Source organism: Microbacterium sp. NPDC090003 (assembly GCF_044748385.1).
Taxonomy (GTDB): Bacteria; Actinomycetota; Actinomycetes; order Actinomycetales; family Microbacteriaceae; genus Microbacterium.
The window spans coordinates 110603-136245 of record NZ_JBIVFW010000002.1 but is presented as its reverse complement, the minus strand read 5'-3'; the positions used below and the strand labels follow the sequence as shown (position 1 = coordinate 136245).

Annotated in this window: 26 protein-coding genes; 6 read left to right on the top strand and 20 right to left on the bottom strand. The window is 70.2% G+C overall.

The features are described 5' to 3' along the window. Nucleotides 1-94: 94 nt before the first annotated feature. The 3 genes from ACIPVN_RS13555 to ACIPVN_RS13545 all read right to left on the bottom strand — a co-directional run bounded on the left by ACIPVN_RS13555 (nucleotide 95) and on the right by ACIPVN_RS13545 (nucleotide 3134). Complete coding sequence (locus ACIPVN_RS13555; protein ID WP_400443696.1) at nucleotides 95-406, bottom strand: hypothetical protein; 312 nt, start codon at nucleotides 404-406, stop codon at nucleotides 95-97. An 84-nt stretch (nucleotides 407-490) separates the two neighbouring features. After that, nucleotides 491-1615, bottom strand: coding sequence for a DUF6226 family protein (locus tag ACIPVN_RS13550; RefSeq protein WP_400443693.1), 1125 nt, complete (start codon nucleotides 1613-1615; stop codon nucleotides 491-493). A gap of 67 nt (nucleotides 1616-1682) precedes the next feature. Beyond that, complete coding sequence (locus ACIPVN_RS13545) at nucleotides 1683-3134, bottom strand: helix-turn-helix domain-containing protein (protein WP_400443690.1); 1452 nt, start codon at nucleotides 3132-3134, stop codon at nucleotides 1683-1685. Between the two features lie 134 nt (nucleotides 3135-3268). Here ACIPVN_RS13545 and aceA point away from each other — a divergent pair, with 134 nt between their 5' ends. The 3 genes from aceA to ACIPVN_RS13530 all read left to right on the top strand — a co-directional run bounded on the left by aceA (nucleotide 3269) and on the right by ACIPVN_RS13530 (nucleotide 6807). Next, nucleotides 3269-4597, top strand: coding sequence for an isocitrate lyase (gene aceA, locus ACIPVN_RS13540; protein WP_400443687.1), 1329 nt, complete (start codon nucleotides 3269-3271; stop codon nucleotides 4595-4597). Between the two features lie 27 nt (nucleotides 4598-4624). After that, nucleotides 4625-6250, top strand: a complete 1626-nt coding sequence (gene aceB / locus ACIPVN_RS13535) for a malate synthase A (RefSeq protein ID WP_400443684.1) — start codon at nucleotides 4625-4627, stop codon at nucleotides 6248-6250. A gap of 125 nt (nucleotides 6251-6375) precedes the next feature. Then, nucleotides 6376-6807, top strand: coding sequence for a hypothetical protein (locus ACIPVN_RS13530; RefSeq protein ID WP_400443681.1), 432 nt, complete (start codon nucleotides 6376-6378; stop codon nucleotides 6805-6807). Between the two features lie 18 nt (nucleotides 6808-6825). Here ACIPVN_RS13530 and ACIPVN_RS13525 read toward each other — a convergent pair whose 3' ends face one another. Then, nucleotides 6826-7344, bottom strand: a complete 519-nt coding sequence (locus ACIPVN_RS13525) for an Lrp/AsnC family transcriptional regulator (protein WP_247625146.1) — start codon at nucleotides 7342-7344, stop codon at nucleotides 6826-6828. Between the two features lie 107 nt (nucleotides 7345-7451). Between ACIPVN_RS13525 and ald the strand changes: the two genes are divergently transcribed. Together ald and ACIPVN_RS13515 are read left to right on the top strand one after the other, a co-directional pair. Further along, a complete protein-coding gene (gene ald / locus ACIPVN_RS13520) occupies nucleotides 7452-8537 on the top strand; it encodes an alanine dehydrogenase (protein WP_400443677.1) in 1086 nt (361 codons plus the stop codon). A 194-nt stretch (nucleotides 8538-8731) separates the two neighbouring features. Continuing rightward, complete coding sequence (locus tag ACIPVN_RS13515; protein WP_400443674.1) at nucleotides 8732-9934, top strand: pyridoxal phosphate-dependent aminotransferase; 1203 nt, start codon at nucleotides 8732-8734, stop codon at nucleotides 9932-9934. A gap of 127 nt (nucleotides 9935-10061) precedes the next feature. On the opposite strand, the gene ACIPVN_RS13510 is transcribed toward ACIPVN_RS13515, so the two are convergent. From ACIPVN_RS13510 to ACIPVN_RS13455, 12 genes are read right to left on the bottom strand one after another with little or no spacing between them, the layout of a single operon-like run. Next, entirely contained in the window at nucleotides 10062-10463 is a 402-nt protein-coding gene (locus ACIPVN_RS13510) for a VOC family protein (RefSeq protein ID WP_400443671.1), read from the bottom strand. Further along, nucleotides 10463-11848: an AMP-binding protein gene (locus tag ACIPVN_RS13505; RefSeq protein WP_400443668.1), complete on the bottom strand. Its 1386-nt coding sequence runs from the start codon at nucleotides 11846-11848 to the stop codon at nucleotides 10463-10465. Before ACIPVN_RS13505 ends, ACIPVN_RS13510 begins: the two co-directional genes overlap by 1 nt. Further along, nucleotides 11841-12479 carry a phosphohydrolase gene (locus tag ACIPVN_RS13500; RefSeq protein WP_400443665.1) on the bottom strand — a complete coding sequence of 213 codons (639 nt, stop codon included), beginning with the start codon at nucleotides 12477-12479 and terminating at the stop codon, nucleotides 11841-11843. Before ACIPVN_RS13500 ends, ACIPVN_RS13505 begins: the two co-directional genes overlap by 8 nt. Further along, entirely contained in the window at nucleotides 12472-14289 is a 1818-nt protein-coding gene (locus tag ACIPVN_RS13495) for a VWA domain-containing protein (RefSeq protein WP_400443662.1), read from the bottom strand. The genes ACIPVN_RS13500 and ACIPVN_RS13495 overlap by 8 nt, the downstream gene beginning before the upstream one ends. Nucleotides 14290-14315: 26 nt before the next feature. Continuing rightward, a complete protein-coding gene (locus ACIPVN_RS13490; RefSeq protein ID WP_400443659.1) occupies nucleotides 14316-14993 on the bottom strand; it encodes a potassium transporter Kef in 678 nt (225 codons plus the stop codon). Further along, nucleotides 14990-16561 (bottom strand): AAA family ATPase, encoded by a 1572-nt coding sequence (locus tag ACIPVN_RS13485; protein ID WP_400443656.1) that lies wholly within the window; start codon nucleotides 16559-16561, stop codon nucleotides 14990-14992. Before ACIPVN_RS13485 ends, ACIPVN_RS13490 begins: the two co-directional genes overlap by 4 nt. 23 nt (nucleotides 16562-16584) lie before the next feature. After that, nucleotides 16585-17703: an AAA family ATPase gene (locus tag ACIPVN_RS13480; protein WP_400443654.1), complete on the bottom strand. Its 1119-nt coding sequence runs from the start codon at nucleotides 17701-17703 to the stop codon at nucleotides 16585-16587. Further along, nucleotides 17700-18305, bottom strand: coding sequence for a nicotinamide riboside transporter PnuC (gene pnuC, locus ACIPVN_RS13475; RefSeq protein ID WP_400443651.1), 606 nt, complete (start codon nucleotides 18303-18305; stop codon nucleotides 17700-17702). The genes ACIPVN_RS13480 and pnuC overlap by 4 nt, the downstream gene beginning before the upstream one ends. 7 nt (nucleotides 18306-18312) lie before the next feature. Beyond that, a complete protein-coding gene (locus ACIPVN_RS13470; protein ID WP_400444693.1) occupies nucleotides 18313-19443 on the bottom strand; it encodes a UDP-N-acetylmuramate dehydrogenase in 1131 nt (376 codons plus the stop codon). A 14-nt stretch (nucleotides 19444-19457) separates the two neighbouring features. Continuing rightward, nucleotides 19458-19856 (bottom strand): MaoC/PaaZ C-terminal domain-containing protein, encoded by a 399-nt coding sequence (locus ACIPVN_RS13465; RefSeq protein WP_400443648.1) that lies wholly within the window; start codon nucleotides 19854-19856, stop codon nucleotides 19458-19460. After that, nucleotides 19856-20302, bottom strand: a complete 447-nt coding sequence (locus tag ACIPVN_RS13460) for a MaoC family dehydratase N-terminal domain-containing protein (protein ID WP_400443647.1) — start codon at nucleotides 20300-20302, stop codon at nucleotides 19856-19858. Before ACIPVN_RS13460 ends, ACIPVN_RS13465 begins: the two co-directional genes overlap by 1 nt. Nucleotides 20303-20352: 50 nt before the next feature. Further along, nucleotides 20353-21156, bottom strand: a complete 804-nt coding sequence (locus ACIPVN_RS13455; protein ID WP_400443644.1) for a sulfite exporter TauE/SafE family protein — start codon at nucleotides 21154-21156, stop codon at nucleotides 20353-20355. A gap of 185 nt (nucleotides 21157-21341) precedes the next feature. Here ACIPVN_RS13455 and ACIPVN_RS13450 point away from each other — a divergent pair, with 185 nt between their 5' ends. Continuing rightward, nucleotides 21342-22916 (top strand): AMP-binding protein, encoded by a 1575-nt coding sequence (locus tag ACIPVN_RS13450; RefSeq protein WP_400443642.1) that lies wholly within the window; start codon nucleotides 21342-21344, stop codon nucleotides 22914-22916. Between the two features lie 84 nt (nucleotides 22917-23000). Here the strand turns inward: ACIPVN_RS13450 and rplQ are convergent, their stop codons facing one another. The 4 genes from rplQ to rpsM form a co-directional block, all read right to left on the bottom strand. Beyond that, on the bottom strand, nucleotides 23001-23534 hold the full coding sequence (gene rplQ / locus ACIPVN_RS13445; RefSeq protein ID WP_400443639.1) for a 50S ribosomal protein L17: 534 nt from the start codon (nucleotides 23532-23534) through the stop codon (nucleotides 23001-23003). Between the two features lie 33 nt (nucleotides 23535-23567). Continuing rightward, nucleotides 23568-24557, bottom strand: a complete 990-nt coding sequence (locus ACIPVN_RS13440; protein WP_247625164.1) for a DNA-directed RNA polymerase subunit alpha — start codon at nucleotides 24555-24557, stop codon at nucleotides 23568-23570. 149 nt (nucleotides 24558-24706) lie between these two features. Then, nucleotides 24707-25105 carry a 30S ribosomal protein S11 gene (gene rpsK, locus ACIPVN_RS13435; RefSeq protein ID WP_017829189.1) on the bottom strand — a complete coding sequence of 133 codons (399 nt, stop codon included), beginning with the start codon at nucleotides 25103-25105 and terminating at the stop codon, nucleotides 24707-24709. Between the two features lie 31 nt (nucleotides 25106-25136). Next, nucleotides 25137-25511, bottom strand: a complete 375-nt coding sequence (rpsM, locus tag ACIPVN_RS13430; RefSeq protein WP_017201568.1) for a 30S ribosomal protein S13 — start codon at nucleotides 25509-25511, stop codon at nucleotides 25137-25139. Nucleotides 25512-25643 lie beyond the last annotated feature (132 nt).

Here is a 25643-nt window from a genome sequence, read left to right as displayed (position 1 = left end):
ATTAGCTAGACAAGTGCGGGTTGCGTCAGTTCAGTCCGCTTGAGCTGGCGTCAGGAGCGACGAGAAAGTCGCCCGAGTCGGTGTCGATGGCCTTCTATCCCTCAGATTCGGTGAGCGCGACGATCTGACCGATGACCTGATCTTCCGCGCGGACGTGCAACATCGCCAGGGACAGCGCCTCCGCCTCATCGCGGCCGATATTGAAGTCGACAGTTCCGGCAGGGCCGTCCCAACGCCCCCAGTTCGGTTCAGACCAATCCGTCCCGGCGAATGCGGCAGACACCTTTGCTCGGAACGCGTCCCGCCCGCACAAGGGCAGGTCCTCGACCGGACTCGTCAATATTTCGAGATCGGCCATGGTCTGAATAGATTCGGGGAACCGCATGATGATGACATCCCAGCTCATGACAGGGAGCATAGGCGACCCGCAGGTTGAGCACGTCACCCATCCCCGCAGAAGGTGCGACGGAACGAAATCCGCTGAGCTTGCCTACGCGAACGGCGCCGCCCGGAGCGGCCAGGCCGGCCACCAGCCGTCATCGAGATCGCGGAGCACGGCGGCTTTCTGCTCTCGCACGTCCTCCGGCAGTTCCGCGGCCGGCCCTGAGCTGCGCGATCGCCTCTCTCCGCCGAGCGACACCAGCTGCGTGAGCTGCCAGGCGCGGCGTCCGACGGGGAACCGCTCGCGGAGTCCGCCCGCAGCGACCGCAAGAAGCGTCCTCTCGAGCTCATCCGCCGCGGATTCGGCGGTCTCGTCGCACGCATCGCACGTGCAGGAGGGGATGATCGCCCGGAAGAGCGCACCGGCCTCCACCTCGACGCACGGCCCGCTCGCCGTGAGCGCGATCGGAGCACCCGTGGGCGGTTCCAGCACGATGCGGCGGGCGCCCTCGGGCCCTCCCTCCTCGCGCACCTCGGTCTCGTACCCGCTGCGGAGGTGATCGACGAGGGCATCGACGACGAGGCGTAGCGGTTCGAAGCGCTCCGGATGCGACTCCCGCGAGTACGCGTCCTCGGGCGGAGCGCCGCCCGCCCACCGGGTCCCGTAACGGATGATGCGCCCTTCGTCGTCGGCGTACTCGCGCGTCGGAAGAGTCGGACGACGGTAGTCGACCGGCGGGACGATCAGCGCCGGCTCGGGCAGGTCCCGGGTGAGGGCCTGCATCTCTTGATCGTCGAGATCGTCCTGCTCCCAGGAGGCGAGCATCTCCCGGAAGTCGTCGAGCCGCTCGGGGTGCGCGAGAATCCCCTGCACGAGACCCGCCACCGGGATCGAGCGCGTGTTCGTGCCGACCTCGAGGTCGGGCGTCGCACGCCACGTGGCCGCGGGATGGGCGAGGGCGATCGCGTTGCCGAGGAAGCGCGCCGCGGACTCCGCCAGGGCGGCCGAATCCGCGATGATCGGATGCTCGGCGATGAACCTCCACAATGCCGGGAAGTCCTCCGCCAGCTCCGTCGGAACGGCTCCTTCGCGTTCGACGAGATCCGCGAAGGATTCGAAGCCCTCGATGAACCGCACCGGCCCCGGAGCGGCGGTCAGCGCACCGAAGCTCAGGATGGCGGAGGCGGCCCCCGGCGGCGCGCCGACGGGCCCCGGAAAGACGTCGCTGGTCATCGTGTCGCTCCTCTCCTCACCCCCGGCGTCGTCATCGCGCCGAGTCCGATGAGCCTAACGAGCACCCTCACTCCGGCGCGTGCGCCTCGAGGAACTCGTACACGTCCGTCGTGTCGACTCCGGGGAACGATCCGGTCGGGAGCGTCGCGAGCAGCGTGCGCGGAGTCTTGACGTTCGGCCAGGAGTTGTCGCGCCAGCGCTCCTCGAGGTCGGCCGGGGCCCGGCGGCAGCACACCTCGACCGAGTGCTTCGAGACGCCGCGGTGCGGGGTGTCGCGTCCGACGAACCACTTGGTGTCGTCGAAGCGCACGCCCACGCTCACCGAATGCAGCCCCTCACTCGACGCTTCGACCCTGGCCGTGCACCAGTAGGTGCCGTTGCCCGTGTCGGTGTACTGGTAGTAGGGGTTGAAGCGGTCGTCCTCGTCGAACACCACCCGGCTGGTCCATCTGCGGCAGCACATCTGGCCCTCGATGGCCCCCAGCCGGTCGGCGGGGAAGTTGACGTCGTCGTTCTCGTACGCCTTCGTGATCGTGCCCGACTCGTGCACCTTGAGGAAGTGCACGGGGATGCCGAGGTGCCGCGTCGCGAGGTTCGTGAAGCGGTGGGCGGCGGTCTCGTACGAGACCGAGTAGGTGTCGCGCAGATCCTCGATCGAGATCGCCCGGCGCGCCTTGGCGTCGCGGAGCGCCGGAACGACGTGAGCCTCGGGGATCAGCAGCGCACCGGTGAGGTAGTTGGTCTCGACCCGCTGGCGTAGGAACTCGGCGTAGCTGCGCGGCTCGGAGTGCCCCAGAATGCGGCTCGACAGCGCCTGCAGCACGGCGGTGCGGGCATCGCCCTTGGCGGGCACGCTGCTCGACAGGTACAGGCGCCCGTGCGCGAGATCGGCGACGCTGCGAGTGGTCTGCGGCAGATCGGGCGCGTAGTGCAGGGTGAAGCCGAGATAAGCGGCGATCTCGGATGCCGTGCGCTGGGTGAGGGGGCCGCCCGGGTGTCCGACCGCGTCGAGGATCTCGGCGGCCTTCTGCTCGAGGTCGGCGAAGTGGTTGTCCTGCCGTCGCATGAGGTGACGCAGCTCGACGTTCGCCCTCCGGGCCTCTTCCGGCGTCGCCGCCCGCTCGTCGCGGAGGCGGTCGATCTCGCCGTGCAGCGCGAGGAGCGCGGTGAGCGCCTCGGTCGGCATCGACTTGGCGATGCGGAACGGCTCGATGCCGAGGGCCTGGAACGTCTGTCCCTTCATCGCACGTTCGAGCGCGATCTCGATCGCGCTGCGCTCGTCGAGCGGCTCACCCTCGAGCAGAGTGTCGAGCGTCACCCCGAGGGCGCGCGCGATCGCCTGCAGCTGCGACAGCTTCGCCTCGCGTTTTCCCGTCTCGATCATCGACAGCTGGCTCGGCGCCCGGTCGACCGCGGTGGCGAGATCGTCGAGGGTCATCCCTCGCGTCGTGCGCAGACGGCGGATGCGTCGCCCGATCGTGAGGGCGTCGGTCTCTTCTGCGTCATCGGCCGGGCTCATGACGGTGATTCTGTCACAGAAACAGAATTTCGACCGATCTTCACATGAAAATGCGCCATCGAAGCATCCGTTCTTCACCCACAGTGGATCACACACCAACCGGCACCGCCGCCGGATCGACCGAAGGAGACACCATGACGACGCACGCACCCCGCCCCGCAGGTCTGCGAGCCGGCGATCAGGTCCAGACCGCCCCCGAGCTCCAGGAGATCTGGGACACCGACCCCCGCTGGGACGGCGTCGAGCGCACGTACACCGCGGCCGACGTCATCCGCATCCGGGGTTCGATCCGCGAGGAGTCGACGCTCGCCCACCGCGGTGCCGAGAACCTCTGGAACCTGCTCCACACCGAGGACTACATCCGCGCGCTCGGCGCCTACACCGGCGGCCAGGCCGTGCAGCAGGTGCGCGCCGGCCTCAAGGCCATCTACCTCTCGGGCTGGCAGGTCGCCGCCGACGGCAACCTCGCCGGCCAGACCTACCCCGACCAGTCGCTCTACCCGGCGAACTCGGTGCCGGCCGTCGTGCGCCGCATCAACAATGCGCTGCTGCGCCAGGATCAGCTCGAGCACGCCGAGGCCGCCACCGGCGAGGGCGAGATCACGCAGGACTGGCTCGCCCCGATCGTCGCCGACGCCGAGGCCGGGTTCGGCGGACCTCTCAACGCCTACGAACTCGCGCAGTCGCTGATCCAGGCCGGCGCCGCCGCCATCCACTGGGAGGACCAGCTCGCGAGCGAGAAGAAGTGCGGACACCTCGGCGGCAAGGTGCTCGTGCCCACGCAGCAGCACATCCGCACCCTCAACGCGGCGCGGCTCGCGGCCGACGTCGCGGGCGTCCCGACCGTCATCATCGCCCGGACGGATGCCCTCGCCGCCGACCTGCTCACGAGCGATGTCGACGAGCGCGACCGGGCGTTCACGACCGGCGAGCGCACACCCGAGGGCTTCTACCGCGTGACGCCGGGCATCGACGCGGTCATCAGCCGTGGCCTGGCGTTCGCGCCCTACGCCGACCTGCTCTGGGTCGAGACCGGCGAGCCCGACATCGAACTGGCTCGCGCGTTCGCCGCCGCGATCCACGCCGAGTTCCCGGGCAAGCTGCTCGCGTACAACTGCTCGCCCAGCTTCAACTGGAAGCGCCACCTGTCGGATGCCGAGATCGCGACGTTCCAGCAGGAGCTGGCCGACCTCGGCTACAAGTTCCAGTTCATCACCCTGGCCGGCTTCCACGCCCTGAACTACTCCATGTTCGACCTCGCCCGCGGCTACGCCGATCGCGCCATGAGCGCGTACGTCGAGCTGCAGGAGGCCGAGTTCGCCGCCGAGGCCGACGGCTACACCGCCACCAAGCACCAGCGCGAGGCGGGCACCGGCTACTTCGACGTGATCTCCACGGCGCTCAACCCCGACAGCGCCACTCTCGCCCTCGCCGGCTCCACCGAGACCGCGCAGTTCCACTGATTCCCCCTCTTCCGAAGGAATGAAGCGATGACCATCACACCCCCCACCCCGACCCTGCAGGGTCCGGCGATCGAGATCACCGGCGCGCTGCACGACCGTTACGACGAGATCCTCACCCCTGCGGCGATCGCGTTCCTCACCGAGTTGCACCACCGGTTCGCATCCCGCCGCCACGACCGGCTGGCCGATCGCATGCGCCGCCGCTTCGAGATCGGCAACGGGCACGACCCGCACTTCCGCGCCGACACGGCGCACATCCGCGACGACGCCTCCTGGCGCGTCGCCGGCGCCGGCCCCGGCCTCGAGGATCGCCGCGTCGAGATCACCGGACCGACCGATCCGAAGATGACGATCAACGCCCTCAACTCGGGCGCGCGGGTGTGGCTCGCCGACCAGGAGGATGCCACGAGCCCCACCTGGAAGAACGTCGTCGAGGGCCAGCTGTCGCTGCGCGACGCGATCCGTGGCGAGCTGTCGTTCACGTCCTCCGAGGGCAAGGAGTACCGCGTCACCGCCGAGCGCACGCCGACGATCGTGATGCGTCCGCGCGGCTGGCACCTGCCCGAGAAGCACATCGCGTTCATCGATCGCGCGGGGCGCCGCACCGCGGCATCCGGATCGCTGGTCGACTTCGGGCTCTACTTCCTGCACAACGCGCAGGCGCTGATCGAGGCGGGGCGCGGCCCGTACTTCTACATCGCGAAGCTCGAGTCGAGCGACGAGGCGAAGCTGTGGGACGACGTGTTCTCGTTCAGCGAGGAGTACATCGGTCTCCCCCACGGCACGATCCGCGCCACGGTGCTGATCGAGACCCTGCCGGCGGCGTTCGAGATGGACGAGATCCTCTACGAGCTGCGCGACCACTGCGCGGGCCTCAACGCCGGACGCTGGGACTACATCTTCTCGATCATCAAGAACTACCGGGGTCGCGGCGCCCGCTTCGTCCTTCCCGACCGCAGCGAGGTGACGATGACGGTGCCGTTCATGCGCGCGTACACCGAGCTGCTCGTGCAGACCTGCCACAAGCGGGGAGCCTTCGCGATCGGCGGCATGAGCGCCTCGATCCCCAACCGCCGCGATCCCGAGGCCACGGCGCGCGCGATCGAGAAGGTCGCGGCCGACAAGAAGCGCGAGGCCGGCGACGGCTTCGACGGCACCTGGGTCGCGCACCCGGATCTCATCCCGACCGCGCAGGCCGAGTTCGACGCGGTGCTCGGCGACCGGCCGAACCAGGTCGACCGCCAGCGCGACGACGTGCAGGTGCAGGCGTCCGATCTGATCGACCTGCACATCGGCCGCCCGATCACGGCGAAGGGCGTGCGCGACAACGTGTCTGTCGCGATCCGCTACCTCGAAGCATGGCTACGGGGGCTGGGCGCGGTGGCGATCGACAACCTCATGGAGGATGCCGCAACCGCCGAGATCAGCCGCTCGCAGGTGTGGCAGTGGATCCACCAGGATCGCACTACCGAGGACGGCACGGCGATCACCGCCGAGTACGTCGAGGAGCTCATCACCGGAGTGCTCCGCGAGGCCACGCGCAGCGCCGGGGACCGGTTCGACGACGCCGCCGAGGTCTTCCGCGAGGTGGCGCTGCGCGAGGAATTCCCGACCTTCCTGACGCTCGGCGCCTACGCCCGGTACCTCGACTGAGCCCACGCCCTGGCTCCCGTCGTACTTTCTGTCGCCTCCGGTCGCTCAGGCCGACAGAAAGTGCGACGGGAGCGTCCGTGCGAGTGGTCGGCGCCGGGGGCCCTGTGCGGGCGTACCCTGAGGGCATGACCGAGATCTGGAGCGACATCGCGAGCGAGTTCCTGCACCTGTACCCGAGCGGCGGCCGGCTGCTCGCGGTGGCGGGAGCGGATGCCGAACGCTCACGACGTGCGGCGGACGACGTCGCCGCAGCGCTCACCGCGGCAGGCCAGACGGTCGAACGGGCGCACACCGGCGATGGTGACGAGGCGTCACTGCGCGCAGACGTGATCGCGCCCTTCCGCGCCGACCGCGGCGACCGGGTGCTCGTCGTCTCCGGACCCGCGGCACTCGTGAGCGCGAGCGCCCGTGGCCTCTGGAACTTCACGATCTGGCAGCTCGCCGGTGACGAGCAGCCGCACACCGCGGCATCCGTCATCGTCGATGTCACCGACCCGGATGCCCCGACCCGCCGCTTCGCGGACTACTGCGCCCTGCCCAGCGCCTTCGGCGCCTGAGGACTCGCTGGGCCGAGGTCAGGTGAACGACGCCGCGACCGAGTTGCGGTGGTAGTCGAACACGATGCTCGTGCGTGTCGACGCGACACTGCTCTGCGCTGAAAGATGCTCGAGCACGAACTCGCGCATCTCCGAGGAATCCGCCACGGCGATGTGCAGCAGGAAGTCGTCGTCGCCGCCCAGGAAGAACACCTGGATCACCTGCGGCAGCGCCCGCACCCGGTCGGCGAACTCGACGATGCTCTCGCGGCGCGCGCTCGGGCGCAGGCTCACGCCGATGATGGCCTGGAGGCCGGCGCCCAGCATCCGCTCGTCGACGCTCGCGTGGAACCCGGTGATCACGCCGCGCTCGATGAGTGACCGCAGCCGCGCGTGCGCCGTCGACGGGGCGACGCCGAGCGTGCCGGCGAGCTCGGCGTTGGTCATGCGGCCGTCCTCCGCGAGCAGCGCGACGATGCGCTGGTCGACCGGGTCGAGCGCGGGGGCCCGAAGGGTGTTCGGCCGATCCGGGGTCGTAGACGTCTCCATGCGAATCATTATTCAGGATTCGGACGATTTGCGAATGATCTTCGCGGAATCTGTTCTGCTGCCGATGTTTCTGCGATCCTGTTCTGCAACAACCGCCCCCGAGCACTGGAGCATCGATGAAGATCGGCGTGCCGACCGAGGTCAAGAACAACGAGAACCGCGTCGCGCTCACCCCCGCGGGGGCGGACCGTCTCGTGCACGAGGGACACCGCGTGCTCGTGCAGTCCGGCGCCGGACTCGGGTCGCGCGTCGATGACGACGCCTACCGCGCCGTCGGCGCCGAGATCGTCGACACCGCCGCCGAGGCCTGGGGCGCGGCCGACCTTCTCCTCAAGGTCAAGGAGCCGATCGCGCAGGAATACGGCTTCCTGCGCCCCGACCTCACCCTCTTCACGTACCTGCACCTCGCCGCCGATCGCCCGCTGACCGAGGCGCTCGTCGCCGCCGGCACGACCGCCGTCGCCTACGAGACCGTGCAGCTGCCCGACCGCAGCCTGCCACTGCTGGTGCCGATGAGTGAGATCGCCGGCCGACTGTCGGTGACGATGGGTTCGTACTCCCTGCTGCGCTCCAACGGTGGCCGCGGACTTCTGCTCGGCGGCATCGCGGGCACTCCGCGCGCCAAGACGGTCGTGATCGGCGGCGGCGTGGCCGGAGAGCATGCCGCGGCGAACGCCCTGGGCCTCGGCTCGCAGGTCACGGTCTTCGACATCTCGCTCCCGCGCCTGCGCGACCTCGAACATCGCTACGGCGGCGCCCTCCAGACCCGCGCGTCGAGTCGTTACGACATCGCCGAGGAACTCGCCACCGCCGACCTCGTGATCGGCTCCGTGCTCATCCCGGGAGCGGCCGCCCCGAAGCTCGTCACCGACGACATGGTGGCCGGCATGAAAGCCGGGTCGGTGCTCGTCGACATCGCGATCGACCAGGGCGGATGCTTCGAGGGTTCGCGCCCCACGACCCACGACGACCCCACGTTCGCGGTGCACGACTCGATCTACTACTGCGTCGCCAACATGCCCGGCGCCGTTCCCGAGACCGCGACCCGCGCGCTCACGAACGCGACCCTCCCCTACGTCTCGGCGATCGCCGGCAAGGGCTGGGCGCAGGCATCCGCCGACGACGCGTCGCTCGCGAAGGGCCTGAACGTGCACGGCGGACGCATCACCCTCGACGCGGTCGCCCGCGCACACGGGCTCTGACTCGCGACGGTCACGAGCCCGCCCCAGCCGTTCCCCACAGCCCTAGCCGGTGAGGGGTCAAGACACGCCGTGCCAGCCCGCCCGGTCGCGGCGTGTTCTGACCCCTCACGGCGGGTCTGCGGCGCCTAAGAACTCAGGATCTTCATGACGCCGCGGCCCGCACAACGCCCGCACCCCCGAGTACGCTCGTAATCGTGACCGAACGCGCTCCTCTCTCCCGCAAACTGTCCGCGATCGCCGAGTCCGCGACCCTCAAGGTCGATGCGAAGGCCAAGGCCCTGAAGGCGGAGGGCAAGCCCGTCATCTCGTACGCGGCCGGCGAGCCCGACTTCGCGACGCCGCAGTTCATAGTGGATGCCGCGGCCGAAGCCCTGGCCGACCCCGCGAGCTACCGCTACACGCCCGCCGCGGGCCTGCCGGCTCTGCGCGAGGCGATCGCCACGAAGACCCTGCGCGACTCTGGCCTCGAGGTCTCGCCCAGCCAGGTGCTCGTGACCAACGGCGGCAAGCAGTCGGTGTACCAGGCGTTCCAGGCCGTGGTGAACCCCGGCGACGAGGTGCTCCTCCCCGCGCCGTACTGGACCACCTATCCCGAGGCGATCCGTCTCGCCGACGGCACGCCCGTCGAGGTGTTCGCGGGCGCCGACCAGGACTACAAGGTCACGGTCGCTCAGCTCGAAGCCGCCCGCACCCCGCGCACGACCGCGCTCGTCTTCGTGTCGCCCTCGAACCCCACCGGTTCGGTGTACACGGCCGAAGAGACGAAGGCGATCGGCGAGTGGGCGCTCGAGCACGGCATCTGGGTGATCAGCGACGAGATCTACCAGAACCTCACCTACGAGGGGACGACAGCGGTCTCGATCGTCGAGGCGGTCCCCGAGGTCGCGGGCCAGACGATCCTCGTGAACGGTGTCGCCAAGACCTACGCCATGACGGGCTGGCGCGTGGGCTGGATGGTCGGCCCGTCCGACGCGATCAAGATCGCCGGCAACCTGCAGTCGCACCTGACGAGCAACGTCAACAACGTCGCTCAGAAGGCCGCGATCGCCGCGCTCAACGGGCCGCAGACCCAGGCCGAGCAGATGCGCGAGGCCTTCGACCGCCGTCGCCGGCTCATCGTCTCGGAGCTGTCGAAGATCGACGGGGTCGTCGTGCCGAACCCGCTCGGCGCCTTCTACGTGTACCCCGACGTGCAGGGCCTGCTCGGCCGCACCTGGGGCGGCGTGACTCCGACCACGTCGCTCGAGCTCGCCGACCTCATCCTCGAGCAGGCCGAGGTCGCGGTCGTGCCGGGCGAGGCCTTCGGCCCGAGCGGCTACCTGCGCCTGTCGTACGCGCTCGGCGACGACGCGCTGCTCGAGGGCGTCCAGCGCCTGCAGCGTCTGTTCGCCTCCTGACCGACGGGGCGGTATCCGCGCCCCCGGTTCTCGTCGAAGCCCCCGTCTGCTCACGCGTGCAGGCGGGGGCTTCGGCGTGATGCAGGGGCGTCGGCGCATGGCGGCCATCCGCACCCGGGGCGGAGGCTCACTCCTCCGGGTGGTACCCGATCAACCAGCGGATGCCGTAGCGATCCACGAGCGACCCGTCGACGTCGCCCCACGGGCGGGTGGTCAAGGGCGAGATGACCCGGCCTTCGGCGGCGAGCGCGTCGAACCAGCGCGTGAGGGTCTCGGCATCCGCCGTGCCCAGCAGCGAGAAGAACATCCCGCCCATCTGCACCGCGTCGTCGTCGGCCCCGGCATCCGCCCCGGCGAGCTCGACGATCCCGCGCAGCATGCCGTGCCCGATGGCGTCGGCGGGGCCGTCGTGGCGACCGAGCTCGGCGTAGTCGAAGAGCCGGACCTCACCGCCGAAGATGCCCTGGTAGTGAGCGAAGGCCTCCGCGGCGTTGCCGGGGAAGAGGAGGTAGGGGATGAGTCCGCTCATCACGCGAGTGTACTGCGGTAGCGACGCGGCTTGCCCTCGCCGAGGTCGATCACCCGCGCCACTTCGGTGACCTCGACCGGCACCGCCAGCAGCGCGGTGAGCGCCGCCTCGATGGCGGCAGCATCTCCCCCGGCGATCGTCGCGTGCACGACCCGGTCGTCGCCCTGCACGACGGACCATCCCTCGGCACCGTGCGCCTGCAGGTGCTGGGTGAGGTCGACGCTGGCGACGAGCGACCCGTCGCCCGCGCGGAAACGGGTGTTCTCGCGCCCCTCGAGGTCGGCGATCGCCACCGCGCCGTCGGCCAGCCGCACGAGCCGTCCGTAGTCGCCGGTGCGGTAGCGCACCAGGGGCAGCAGCGGGTTCTCCCCCGCGGTCACCGCGATCTCACCGACCTCGCCGTCGGGCACTGCGACGTCGCGCCGCGGGTCGAGCACCTCGACGAGAACCCGTCGATCGAGCACCCGGAACGGGCCGTCGTCGGCGCGTGCGGCGATCGGTCGGGTCTCGTGCAGCCCGTAGACGTCGATCACGGGGCACCCGAACGCGTGCTCCAGCCGCGCACGCAACGGGGCCGACAGCGCCATCGCCCCCGAGAAGATCACCGACGGATGCAGCACCTCGTCGAGCCCCGCATCGACGAGCTCGGCGAGGCTGGTCGGGTGCCCGCTGAGGATCTGCGGGTCGGCGTCGGCGAGGAACCGTCGTCGGGCATCCGCATCCGGCCACGCCGACACGTGCAGGTTGAGTCGCGCCATCGCCCGGTGCGCGAAGCTGCTGATCAGCGAGACGTAGGTGAACGCCTGGCGTTGGAAGACCAGGTTCGCGACCGCCATCCGTTCTCCGTCGTCAGTGACGGTCGCGCCCTGCTGCGCGGCCAGCGTGCGCAGCAGGTGGAACCCGCGCGCGACCTCCTCGACGTCGTCGGGGATCAGCAGCGCGGCGCCGGTCGAGCCCGAGCTCGTGCCGTGCAGCATCCGCCCGAGGTCGGCGTCGAGCGGCACGTGCGCGCCGAGGTCGGCGACCAGGTCGCTACGCCGCGTCGTCGGGTAGTCGGCGAGTACGGCATCCGCGGGCATTGCCCGGTGCCGCAGCGTGCGGCGCACGGCGGCCAGGTGCTCGGCGAGCCATCCGTCGGTCGGAAGCGGATGCCGCACCCGCTCGGCCTGCGCGGCGCTCAGCCGGTCGCCGGTCGCGTGCGTCCACTGCGGAGCGTCGGGATGCCGTCGCCACCGGGCGAGGCGGGCGGCCCCCGCGTCGTCGAGGGTCGGCCAGCGCTCGGCGTCCGTGAGCACCGCTGCCGCTCCGGGTGCGTACTCGGCGAGCGCGAGCGGATCGACCACGTCGGGGTCGCCCGGAGCGCCGATACCTGTGGCCTCACTCACTGGAGTACCGCGCCGCTGCCTCCTTGCGACGCGCCTCCTGCAGCTTGCGGGCGATCTCGGCGCGATGCCGGTGGCCCTCGTAGGCGTCGGCGAGCGCCTTGTTTCGGGCGAGCGAGTCGACGGCGGCGAGGAGCGACGAGGCGGTCTGCGCGTCTTCACCCTCCGGCAGGTATCCGCGCCAGAGCAGGAACGTGCGCGCCGCCTCGATGCGCCGCTCATCGTCGGAGATCCAGCTCAGCGGGTCGGACACGGGCGCCAGCCGCAGCGCGAGTGCGTCGACCGCGAGCGCGGCGGCGCCACCGGCGATCGAGGGAACGAGCGGGGCGACGAGCTCTTCGCTCGCGACGACCCAGAGCGCGATCGCCGCTCCCCGTCGCACGCGCTCATCCGTGGCGAAGCGCACGCAGATCGGCGCCATCCCGAGCACGTCGCCCGCGAGCGCGCGCACGGAGACGCGGTCGTCGAGGAACATCTGCGGCACGGCCGACAGCCGTGCCGCGATCGCGTCGAGTGCGGGGCCCGGGCGGGCCCTCGTCCACGCCTCCTGCTCCCCGCCGGACCGCTCGCTCCAGGCTGCGAGCAACTCTTCCGTCGACGTCCGCTCGTCCTCCGCCCGCTCCGTCTCAGCCATGCAGTCGCTCCGCGAGGGCGGCGCAGGCCGCCGGAGCATCGTCCATGCTCGACAGGTACACCACGTCGTAGCCGTCGCGCCGGGCGAGGTCGGAGACGCGGTGGAGACGGTCCATGAGCACGAGCGTACCCGTGGTGAGCTTCTCCCTCACCGCGCGGGCGACGCCCGCGAACGGCTCGTTCCCGACACCGAACATCGACACGAGTCCGTCGTCGGAGAGCACCACGACGTGGCGCTGCACCTCGTCGGTCGCCCGCGGGAGAGCCGCATACCGGGAGCCGTACAGATCGAGAGGGAACGAGGTGCCGCCGCCGAAGAACACGCAGAGGGCACCGACGATCTCGGCGGGATCGCGGCTGGCGCGCTCCATGCCCGCGACCTGCCCGGCGGCGGAGAAGCTGGTCACGCGCACGCGACCGCCTCCGCGCAGCACCGAGAGGGCGAGGATCGTGCCGGCCAGTACCGCGGGCGACCCGACGCGGGGGTTGCGCATCGACCCGGACGAGTCGATGTACAGGTCGATCTCGATGCTCGTCTCGCGCACGACCGGGTCGTCGTCCAGCTCCGAGCGGCGTCGCGTGGTCACCCCGGGAATGACCCGCCCACCGCGCAGGGTGGCGGCCCAGTCGATGTCGCCGATCGCGTCTCCGGTCTCCCACAGTTCGAGCGGCCCGGGAAGCCCTCCAGCGGGCTGCGCCGGCGCGCGCCGCCGGTAGGGGCGCACCCAGCTCGCCGCCTCGGTGCGGTACCAGGCCGCGAGCACCTCGGCCTGGTCGAGGTCGGAGTAGAGACCGAGCGTGCGCGCGACGTCGAGGCGCTGCCCGGGCTGCGGTGGCCCATCCGCGTCGTCCGGCTCCACGGCATCGCCCGCTCCCGGATGCGCCGGGAGGTCGCCGCGCAGACGCTGATCCGCGAGGATGCGGCCGAGTTCCTCGGCGGTCGGGCCCTCCTCGTCGGCGGCGCAACCGACCCCGCCGACGGTGGGCACCTCGCGCGCGGCATCCTGCCGTTCGGCGATGTAGGGCGCGGCGATCACCCCGAACCTAACCGCACCCGACACCGGGTCGGCGCCGAACGTGCGCACCGCGTCGGCCACCAGCGCGGCATCGACGACGGGATTCGTCGTGCGGGCTCCGGCGAGTTCGGCGGCGATGCGCGCACTCTCGGCCTTGCGCTCGCGCAGGATGCGCTCCTTCTCGCGGTGCCTCTCGGCGATCGTGTCGAGCGGCGGCAGCTGTTCGTGCGCGATGGCCGGTGGCGGGGCGGGCGGTGCGTCGATCGCGCAGAGCGTGCCGGTCGGCAGCCGCCACAGGATCTCGTAGGCGCGGCAGTACACCCACCACAGTCGGTCGGCGCTTTCTGCGGGTGCGGGGTACAGCACACGACCGAGACGGATGATGCCCGCCTCGCCCGCGGCATCCGCCTCGGCCCGCTGCAACTGCGCGAGCCGGGTGTTGACGAGCAGATCGTTCCAGAGATTGGCGAGCAGGCCGACATCGGATGCCGCGGGCGCACGCGGCGAGACCGCGGCGAGCGCCCGTGCCATCTGATGCCGCACCTTCAGAGAATCGATCCGGGTGCTCGGGGCGAGCACGTGGTGTCCGACCTCGTGCGCCAGCATGCTCCAGAGCTCGTCGGCGAGGCCCCGGCCCGCGAGGTAGTCGGGGTCGATCGAGACCGCCGGCGGGAAGGTGAACCAGGCGGGAGCCCCGGCCTCCGCGTGCGCTCCGGGCAGCACGACGGGGTCGTTCAGGCGCACACCCCACAGCGCCAGCGCGCGCTCCCAGGCCGCGCGCACGGTCTCGTCCACCGGTATGCGGGGAACCGTGCCCGTCCTCACGCGGCGTCTCGCACGTGCACCCAGGCGAGATGGGTGTCGGGGCCGATGACGACGCTCACGCCGTCCTCCGCGGGATCGGATGCCACCGCCTCGGGCTCGACGGATGCCGTGAGCCGGGCGCCCCAGACGTCGGCGTCGAGACGCCACCACTCCCCCGCGACGAGGAACGCGAACGCTCCGGCATCCGCGAGACGCACCACCCGATCGGGCGGGCGGATCCACGCGCCGCCGACGCCGCGGAAGCCGCCGGTCGCGAGCACGTAGCCGCGCTCGTCCGCACGCCCGGGCCACCAGAACCGATCGGTGCGCTGCCGGCGCAGGAACGCCTCGAGCAGGTCGATCCCGATCCCGAGGGTCGCCGCGGCCGCCCGCCGCTCGACCGCGGCCCCGATCCGTTCGAGCCGGGTCAGGGCATCGTCGCGCAGCGCCAGAGCGCCGGACCGCCACGCCGCGATCGCGACGAGGTCGAGAGCGCGCTCGCGATCGGCCGCGGCGTCCACATCCTCCGCGAGCCCCGCGGCGAGCGCTCGGACGAACAGCCCCACGTCGCCGTGCGCCCGACGCACACCCTCGATCGCGGCGGCGATGTCGAGTCGCCCGGCCGTCAGGTCGGGCGGCGATGCGGGCGGGAAGGAGTCCCGCGCATTCGCGAGCTGCAGCGGGCGGCGGATCACCCGCGGGTCTCCTGCCACCGGGCGAACGCGGTGTAGCGCTGGTGCAGGTACTTGAGCGCGATCACGTCGTCGAAGTCGCGGCCGTAGAGCTTGCCGATGCCGGCGATGCGGCGCAGCTGCGCCTCGACGGCGGTGATCCGACGCGAGACGTCGAGGGCCGACACACCGTCGAGTCCGCGATCGAGCTCGCCGAGCATCGCGGCGACCGGGTCGTCGGCGTCGCGGCCGAGCATGTCGTACTGGCGGCACGACTGCACAAAGAGGTCGCTCAACCAGCTGACGGTGTCGGTGGCGAGCTCGCGCTCGGCGCCCACGTCGAAACGCGGGTGGGTGTCGTTGGGCAGCAGTTTGCCGCGCAGCACGAAGGGCAGGATCGCGCCGATGTCGGCGAGCTCGACCGCATCCGCTCCCCGGAACCAGGCCATCGCCTTCGCGTACAGGATGAGGGTCTGCAGGGCGCGCACCGAGAGACCGTTGCGCGTCTGCGCGCCGAGGTCGACCTCGAGATCGGCCCCGCTGTTCGCCTCGATGACCTCTCCGACACTGCCTCCCGAGGTCGTCACGACGTCTTTCGTGCGGTACTCGAAACGGCGACCGCCGTGCTGCACGAACTCGAAGTGGCTGAGGAAGAACCGCAGGCGGTGGCGCACACCGTCGGGGATCGGCACGGCGCGGATCAGAGCGCGCATCCGCTCCTGCTCGGCCGCATCGAAGCGCAGCTCGGTCGGCACGTGCTCCTCGGGCTTCTCACCCGCCTCGACCCGCGTGATGAGCTCGTCGAGGAAGCGGCTGTTGAACCCCGCGGCCTGCACCGTGACGTCCATGCGGTCGCGGAGCGCCTGGATCACCGGGAACGTGCCGCCGCCGGCGTCGTCGTTCGCGGTGAAGAACCAGCTCTCGACGCCGCCGTCCGGGGCGGTGCGGCGCATCTGGTCGTGGCTCTCGACATACCCTTCGGCGACCATCGTCAGCAGCGCCGACTGCGTCTTGGTCGGGATGCGGTTGTACTCGTCGATGATCTTCACCGGGAGGCCGAGCCAGTCCCGCCACGCGATCCGGATATCGCTGAGCTTCTCGGCCTCGACGAGGTCGCGCGGCAACGGGATGCCCACGAGGTCGCTCACCGTGAGCTGCGGCTGCCCCTGCTGCACGGCACGCCGCACGTCCTCCGCCGCGGTTCCGGCGAGCACGCCCATGAGCACGGCGACCGTCGTCTTGCCACGGCCGGGCCCGCCGATCAGGAGGCACTTGCCGCCGACCGCGAAGGTGAGCAGCGGCAGCAGAACGTTCGACGAGAAGGACGCCTGCGTGGGCAACGAGACCCGGGCATCGGCGTCGCCCAGCGCGATCGAGAGCGGGTCGCCGTGCGAGAACTCGATGTCGTAGTACGGGGAGATGACGGCCCGATTGACCATCCAGTAATACGCCTGACGCAGCTTCTCGTCGAGGGGCACCGCGGCCGCCGCGGCTGCCGGGCGGAAGAGCTCCTCGGCGGTCATCTGCCCGACGCCGTGATCGGCTCCCGGGTTGGTGGGCGATGCGGACACGCGGCTCCAGCGATCGGACATGCGATCATCCTACGGGCGGTGGCTCAGGGCCATCCGTCGCCCTCTCGGGTCCGCCCGTCCGCCGCGTCCGCAGCCGCCCGCTGCAGGGCTCGCTGTTCGTGCATCGGACGCGCCTCGAGCGGGATCGCGAATCGCAGGTGCGCGGCCAGCAACGGTTCGAGGGCGGATGCCGCGGCCTCCACGCGCGCCGGCACGTCGCCGTGCACCTCGAGCCAGGGCACCGACTGCGCCGCGAGGACGTCACGGAAGCGCTGCTGCATGTCGTGGCGGATGTGCTCTCCGTCGCGCATGCCGTCCTGTTCGAACGGGATCTCGTCGCCCGTGAGCACGTAGAGGAGGGGGCGGTGGCCGTCGGCGGCGCGATGCAGGCGCTCGGCGATGGTGCCGACGTAGCGCTCGTGCCAGAGCGCGGTCGCGAGCACATCGGTGTCGCACACCAGCACCGGGCGGGGCACACGGCGCAGCGCGTGCTCTTCGAGAGAGATCTGCCGGTCGACGATCAGGTCGAACTCATCACTGCGCCAGGGCGCCTCGAGTCCGCCCTCGCGCACCTCGGAGTGCTCCCGCCCGTACTCCGGCACCCACAGCGTGCCGAGGTGCGCGGCCAGAGCTTCGGCGAGGGTCGTCGACCCGGTCGACTCGGCGCCGAGCACCACGACCCGGGGTGTGAGCGACGCCCGCACGGTCGGCGCGAGTTCGTGCCAGAGCGCCGCGGGATCGGCGCGGATCGCCGTGCCGGACACCGGGTTGATCCTGCGGCCCTCGTCGATCCGCACCCAGTCCGCCCCGAGGCGCTGCGCGAGCTCCCCGCCGTACGCGTCGCACGAGAAGACGGTATCGACGGGTTCGTCGAGCAGCGACTCGATCACGGCGAGGTGCTCGCGCCACGCGGCATCCGACTCGAAGTCCACCGGGGCGTCATCCATCGCCGCCACGACCCGCGCCCCCGGGTGCGATTCACGGATCCAATCGGCGCGCGTCTCGAGCGGGATCGATTCGACGGATGCGCCGAGCACCTGCACGGTGACGCGCTCGCTGCGCCGCTCGGCCTCGCGGATGAGGTGCGAATGCCCGCTGTGGAACGGATAGAACTTTCCGATCACGAGCCCGTGACCCTCACGGCGCGGTCCCGTCGTCGTCACGCGGCCGCCTCGAGGCGTTCGTGCTCCCGCTCTCGGGCCGCCACTCGGCGCCACGAGGTGAAGCCGAACACGCACAGCCCGATGAAGAGCAGATACAGGGCCGCGATGACCCACAGCCCGGTGACGATCGAGATGCCGATGATCACGACGTCGACGCCGATCCAGACGAACCAGTTCTGAATCCACTTGCGGTTGAGCATGTACTGCGCGACGAGGCTCGCCGACGTGGTGAGCGCATCAGCGACCGCGACCTCCGAATCGGTGAACGACGTGAGCACCCACACCAGCACAGCGGCACCGGCGAGCCCGGCGAGCACCAGCCACGGCACCGCCCGGCGCGGCGTGCTCGCGATGTACGTCCGGCTCTGCTCCTCGCCCCGCGTCCAGCGCCACCAGCCGTGCACGCCCATCACGAGATAGACCGCCTGCAGACCGGCGGCGGCATAGACACCCGCGCCGAGGAAGACGACGAAGAGCACGACGTTGTTCGCGATGCCGATCGGATACGTCCAGACGTTTCGGAGCCCCGCCAGGAGCACGCAGACCGCACCGGTCACGAACCCGAGCACCTGCTGCCACTCGGCGATCAGCCAGTCGAGCACGGTACGCCTAGAGCTCGACGCCGACGAGGACCGGCTCGGGCTGCAGCACGAGACCGAACTCGCTGTGCACCCGGCTCTGGATGAAGCGCGCGAGCTCGGCGACCTCCGCGGCGGTCGCGCCGCCCCTGTTCGTGAGCGCGAGCGCGTGCTTGGTCGAGACAGAGGCACGCGAACGCGGCAGCTTGAACCCCTTGCGGATGCCGGCCTGCTCGATCAGCCAGGCGGCGCTCACCTTGACGTCGGCCGCTTCACGCGTCGGCGCCGGGATCAGACCGCCGTAGGAGGCGAGCGGGATGACCGTGACGGTGTCGAGGTCGGGTGAGACCGGCCAGCGCGGGCACTCCGGCGGGAGTGCGCGGGCGACGGTCTCGGTGACGATCGCGTTCTGGAAGAACGACCCGACGCCGTGCGTGTCGGGATCGACCTGATCCCACAGCATCCCCTTCGAGGCGCGCGTGGCGAGAATGCGTTCACGCACCCACGACAGCGGCACGGGGGCATCGTCGCCGAGGGTCAGCGCGCGGCGCAGCTGCTCACCGCGCACGATGCGCTCCCGCGCGACCAGCAGGTCGACCGTGATCGACAGGATCACGGCCCGCCGCTCGGGCTCGCCGCCGTAGTGGTGCTTGAGCACCGAGGTGCGGAATCCGAGGCCCAGGTCGGCGGCGGGAACGGTCGAGATCTCTCCGGTCGCCGCGTCGATCAGCTCGACCTCGACCAGGGTCTCCTGGATCTCCTGCCCGTAGGCCCCGATGTTCTGCACGGGAGCCGCCCCCACGGTGCCGGGGATGCCGCTCATCGCCTCGAGCCCGGCGTAGCCGTGCTCGACCGCGTACGCGACGAGTTCGTCCCACCCGTGGCCCGCCTGGGCGCGCAATCGGATGCGGCCCTCGTGCGGCGAGGGGAGCTCGTCGATGCCGCGGGTGAGCACCCGGATGACGGTGCCCTCGAACTGCTCGTCTCCGACGAAGAGGTTCGAGCCTCCGCCGAGCACGAACCACTCGTCGCCGCGCGACCACGTCTCACGGAGGGCGCTGACGAGCCCCTCGGTGGTCGTGGCGTCGAGCATCCGCTCGGGCGCACCGCCCGTGGCGATGGTGGTGAGCGCGGAAAGCGGGATCGGTGTGATCTCGTGCACCTCGGCGTCGCCCATCAGACCGCGATGCGCAGCTGCGCCTTGACGAGCACGGTGGCCTCGCCGAAGGTGACCTTGAGGTCGACCCGCGCGGCCGTCTCGTCGACGGCGCCGATCGTGGCCAGCACGTGCACGTCGGCACCGTGCTCGGGGTCGACGACGACGGGCTTCGTGAAGCGCACGCCGTAGTCGAGGATGCGGGTCTGCGGGGCGAGGGCCGCGACGACCACCGACGAGGCGATGCCCATCGTGAGCATGCCGTGCGCGAGCACGCCGGGCAGCCCGACCGACGCGGCGACGTCGTCGCGATAGTGGATGGGGTTGAAGTCGCCGGATGCCCCGGCGTAGCGAACGAGCGACTCACGCGTCAGGTGAACGGTGCGCTCGGCGATCACGTCTCCGATCGAGTACGCCATCACTCCCCCTCTCCGACCAGCAGAACGCTGGTCGCGGTCACGACATGGGAGCCCGTGGCATCCGTGATCTCGGCCTCGCTCGTGATGAGCGCGTTGCCGGCCATCATGCGGATGCCGGTGACGCGCAGCTGCGCGCTGAGCTCGTCACCCGCGACGATCGGCCGCGTGTAGGCGAAGCGCTGCTCGGCGTGGATCGTGCGCGCCAGCACGATGCCCGAGTTCTCGGCGCTCAGCAGCTGCTGGAGCGTGAGGTCCTGGATGACCATCGGGAACGTCGGCGGGGCGACCACGTCGGCGAAGCCGGCCGCACGGGCCGCCTCGACGTCGGTGTGCTGCGGGGCATCGGCGAAGACGGCGCGGGCGAACTCGCGCACCTTCTCACGACCGACGAGGTACGGGGGTGTCGGCGGGAACTCCCGGCCGACCAGTTCTGGGTTCACTGGCACCCCTCGATCCTATCGAGGGTCGCCGACAGCCGCCCCGCCCGGCGGCGCGGTCAGTCCTTCTTCTTGCGGCCGCGGATCGCCTTGACCGCCATCTGCACGGCGATCACGACGAGATAGGCCGCGAAGAGGATGTTGCCCGTACCGGGATCGATCAGTGTCGCGAGCCAGGCGCCGAGCGCGGTCGTGGTGCAGGCGGCGATGCCGATGAGAGCGGCGGCGAGCAGATCGACGTTGCGATTTCGCAGGTTGCCGAACGTGCCGGAGACCGCGGTGGGGATCATCATGAGCAGCGAGGTGCCCTTGGCCACGAGGTCGCTCGTGCCGAAGGCGAGCATGAGCACCGGAACGACGATCACACCCCCGCCCACACCGATGAGACCCGCGAGAACACCCGTGCCGACGCCGACGACGACGAGCGCGATGCCCGAGATCCAGGTGAGGTCGAACGGCGCGTCACGCGAGGGGATCACGAGGAAGAGGCTCACGATCACGACGACGAGGAAGCCCACGAAGCCCCACCGCAGAGCGGTCTGCGAGATGCGCGGCAGCAGGCGGGTGCCGATCTGGGCGCCGACGACGGCCCCCGCGGCGAGGATCAGGGCGGGGATCCAGGCGACGGACCCCGAGGCGGCGTACGAGATCACGCCGACGGTCGCGGTGGGGACGATCGCCGCGAGTGAGGTTCCCGCCGCGAGGCGCTGATCGAAGTGCAGGAGCAGAACCAGCAGCGGGACGATCACCGTGCCGCCGCCGACCCCGAAGAGACCGGAGAGGAGCCCGGCGAGCAGGCCGATCCCGATGAACGTCGTGTAGGCCCGCGGTCCGCGGAACGGTCTCGTGGCCGCGTCGTTCACGTCTCTCCTCCTCGGGCGGCATTGGGACGTGGCCGCACCGTCCGCCAGCCTACTCCCGCGCGGACACCGCGTCGGGCGCGGGCCCGACCGCCGATTCGATCACCCCTGGGACGCAGTCCCCTCCTATGCGACACTTGACGCCAACCGCGGGACGACGCCGTCCCGCACGGATCGAAGGAGATCTCATGGTTCGCAGCATCCTCCCCGACGTCGAGATCCCCGACCTCTCGGTCTACGACTTCCTGTTCGGCGATCTCGACGAGGATCGCCTGGACGCGACCGCGCTCATCGACGGCACGAGCGGAGCCGAGACGAGCTACCGCACCCTCGTCGGGCAGATCCAGCTCTTCGCCGGAGCCCTCGCCGCGCGCGGCGTCGGCGTCGGCACGCGGGTCGGAGTGCTGTGCCCCAACACCCCCGCCTTCGCGACGGTCTTCCACGGCATCCTGCGCGCCGGCGCGACGGCCACCACGATCAACTCCCTGTACACGCCCGACGAGATCGCGAACCAGCTCGCGGATGCCGAAGCCGAGTGGCTGATCACCGTCTCCCCCCTCCTCGCCGGCGCCCGAGCGGCGGCCGAGAAGGTCGGGATCGACGCCGATCACCTCATCGTGCTCGATGGCGCCGAGGGTCACCCATCGCTCGCAGCGTTGCTCGAAGAGGGACACCCGGCGCCGGACGTCTCCGTCGATCCCTCCGAGCATCTGGCCGTGCTGCCCTACTCATCCGGAACCACCGGTCGACCCAAGGGCGTCATGCTCACGCACCGCAACCTGGTCGCGAACGTGAGCCAGTGCCGCTCCACGATCTCCCTCGCCGACGACGACCGCGTGCTCGCCGTCCTGCCGTTCTTCCACATCTACGGCATGACCGTGCTGCTCAACTTCGCCCTGCGTCAACGGGCTGCACTCGTGACGATGCCCAGGTTCGACCTCGCCGACTTCCTCCGCGTCGTCTCCGAGCACCGCACGACGTGGGTGTTCATCGCTCCGCCGATCGCCGTCGCTCTCGCCAAGCATCCGCTCGTCGACGAGCACGATCTCTCGTCGGTCAAGGTGGTCTTCTCGGGTGCCGCGCCCCTCGACGGCTCGCTCGCCGCGGCCGTCGCCGGCAGACTGGGCTGCACCGTGTGCCAGGGATACGGCATGACCGAGACGAGTCCGGTCACCCATGCCATCCCGTACGACCGCGACGACATCGATCGGGCGAGCGTCGGCCTGCTGCTCAGCGGCACCGAAGCGCGACTTCGCGACCCCGAGACCGGGGCCGACCTGGAGGCGCCGGCGGGTGGGACGAGCGAGCCCGGCGAACTGCTGATCCGCGGACCGCAGGTGATGAAGGGATATCTGAACCGCCCGGATGCGACCGCCGAGATGCTCGATGACGACGGATGGCTGCACACCGGAGACGTCGGCACGGTGAGCACCGAGGGGGTCTTCCGCATCGTCGACCGGCTCAAGGAACTCATCAAGTACAAGGGCTACCAGGTCGCCCCTGCGGTGCTGGAAGCCGTACTCCTCGACCATCCCGCCATCGCAGATGCCGCCGTCATCGGTGCGCCCGACGACGACGGCCAGGAGGTGCCGAAGGCCTTCGTCGTGGTGCAGGCGGGGGCGGACCTCGACGCGGCGGGAGTGATGGCGCACGTCGCCGAGCGCGTCGCACCCCACGAGAAGGTGCGGCAGGTCGAGTTCATCGATGCGATCCCCACATCGACATCGGGCAAGATCCTCCGGAAGGATCTGCGCGCGCGCTGACACGTTCGCGTCGGCATCATGATCGCGGGCCACGACGAAGAAGCCCGCCACCTCACGGTGACGGGCTTCTCTCGAGTCGAGTGATTACTCGGACTTCTCCTCGGCGGCGGGCGCCTCGGTGGTGTCTTCGGCGGCGGGAGTCTCCTCGGCGGGAGCATCCTCGACGACCTCGGCGGTCTCCTCGGCGGGAGCCTCCTCGGCCGGCTTCTCGACCTTCGGAGCGGCAGCGGCCTTCTTCGTCGACTTCGCCTTCGGCGTGACGGGCTCGAGGACGAGCTCGATCACGGCCATCGGAGCGTTGTCGCCCTTGCGGTTGCCGACCTTGGTGATGCGCGTGTAGCCACCCTCGCGGTCAGCGACCAGCGGAGCGATCTCGGTGAAGAGCGTGTGCACGACTTCCTTGTCACCGATGACCGACAGCACGCGACGGCGCGCGTGCAGGTCTCCGCGCTTGGCGAAGGTGATGAGACGCTCGGCGAGCGGACGCAGGCGCTTGGCCTTGGTCTCGGTCGTCTTGATCGACTTGTGGGTGTACAGCGCAGCGGCGAGGTTGGCAAGCAGCAGGCGCTCGTGGGCGGGGCCGCCTCCGAGGCGGGGACCCTTAGTGGGCTTGGGCATAATCGTCTAACTCCTGGTCAGAAAGGTCGGGTATCAGAAGGACTCGTCTTCGCTGCCGCCGTAGAAGTGGGCGCCGTCGAAACCGGGCACCGAATCCTTGAGCGACAGACCGAGCGAGATGAGCTTGTCGCGCACCTCGTCGACCGACTTCTGGCCGAAATTACGGATGTTCATGAGCTGCGTCTCCGAGAGGGCGACGAGCTCCGAAACGGTGTTGATGCCCTCACGCTTCAGGCAGTTGTACGAGCGGACCGACAGGTCGAGGTCCTCGATCGGCATCGACAGCTCGCTGGAGTTCACAGCCTCCACCGGCGCCGGGCCGATCTCGATGCCCTCGGCCTCGACGTTCAGCTCGCGGGCGAGACCGAACAGCTCGGTGAGCGTCTTGGCAGCCGAAGCGACGGCGTCGCGGGGGCTGATCGAGTTCTTCGTCTCGACGTCCAGGACAAGCTTGTCGAAGTCGGTGCGCTCCCCGGCACGGGTCGCGTCGACGCGGTAGCTCACCTTGAGGACCGGCGAGTAGATCGAGTCGATCGGGATCTGACCGGCCTCGGCGTACTCGTTGCGGTTCTGCGTCGCCGAGACGTAGCCACGGCCACGCTCGATCGTGAGCTCGAGCTCGAACTTCGCGGTGTCGTTGAGCGTCGCGATGACGAGCTCGGGGTTGTGCACCTCGACACCGGCCGGAGCCGAGATGTCGGCGGCGGTCACTTCGCCCGCACCGGTCTTGCGCAGGTACGCGGTGATGGGCTCGTCGCGCTCCGAGGAGACGACCAGCTGCTTGATGTTGAGGATGATCTCGGTGACATCCTCCTTCACACCGGGGATCGTGCTGAACTCGTGCAGCACGCCGTCGAGACGGACGCTGGTGACAGCGGCACCGGGGATCGACGACAGCAGGCTGCGACGCAGCGCGTTGCCGATCGTGTATCCGAAGCCGGGCTCCAGAGGCTCGATGATGAACCGGCTCCGGTTCTCGACGATCTTTTCCTCGGTGAGTGTGGGACGCTGTGCAATGAGCACTCTGTGTTCCTTTCGATCACATGACCGCTATATGACATGTGGTGGGTGAGGTCTTGAGTTGTGGAAGTCGATGCCCGCGAACGGGCGGGCGAGCCGCTCGGTCCCGACCGTTCAGCGAACGGGACGGGGCGAGCGGCTCGCGAGCCGGATCAGACGCGGCGACGCTTCGGCGGGCGGCATCCGTTGTGCGCCTGCGGGGTGACGTCCTGGATCGAGCCCACCTCGAGGCCGGCGGCCTGGAGCGAGCGGATCGCGGTCTCGCGGCCGGAGCCCGGACCCTTCACGAGGACGTCGACCTTCTTGACGCCGTGCTCGGCGGCCTGGCGGGCAGCCGACTCGGCTGCCATACCGGCGGCGTAGGGGGTCGACTTGCGCGAGCCCTTGAAGCCCACGCCACCCGACGACGCCCACGCGATGACGGCGCCGGACGGGTCGGTGATCGAGACGATCGTGTTGTTGAACGTCGACTTGATGTGGGCCTGGCCCAGCGCGATGTTCTTCTTTTCCTTGCGGCGCGGCTTGCGCGCGGCGGCCTTGGGTGCAGCCATGAAAGTGTTCTCCTAGTCCCTGGGGCCGCGCTTAGCGGGCCTTCTTCTTGCCGGCGACGGTGCGCTTCGGGCCCTTGCGGGTACGGGCGTTGGTCTTGGTGCGCTGACCGCGGACCGGGAGACCACGACGGTGGCGGATGCCCTCGTAGGAGCCGATCTCGACCTTGCGGCGGATGTCTGCGGCGACCTCGCGACGGAGGTCACCCTCCACCTTGTAGTTGCCTTCGATGTGGTCGCGGAGGGCGATCAGCTGGTCGTCGCTGAGGTCCTTCACGCGGATGCTCTCATCGATGTCGGTCGCCTTGAGGATCTCGACCGAGCGGGTACGGCCGACGCCGTAGATGTAGGTAAGGGCGATCACCACGCGCTTGTCGCGCGGGATGTCAACGCCGGCAAGACGTGCCATGCGGTTCTCCTGGGTGTTGTGGAGGTGTGGAACAGGATCGGTGCCCGGGCCTCCGCCCCGAGGTGTCGGCTCCGGAGGACACAGCTCCCCTCTGGGTCGCTGAGCCTGTCGAAGCGTCTGATCCTGCCGTTC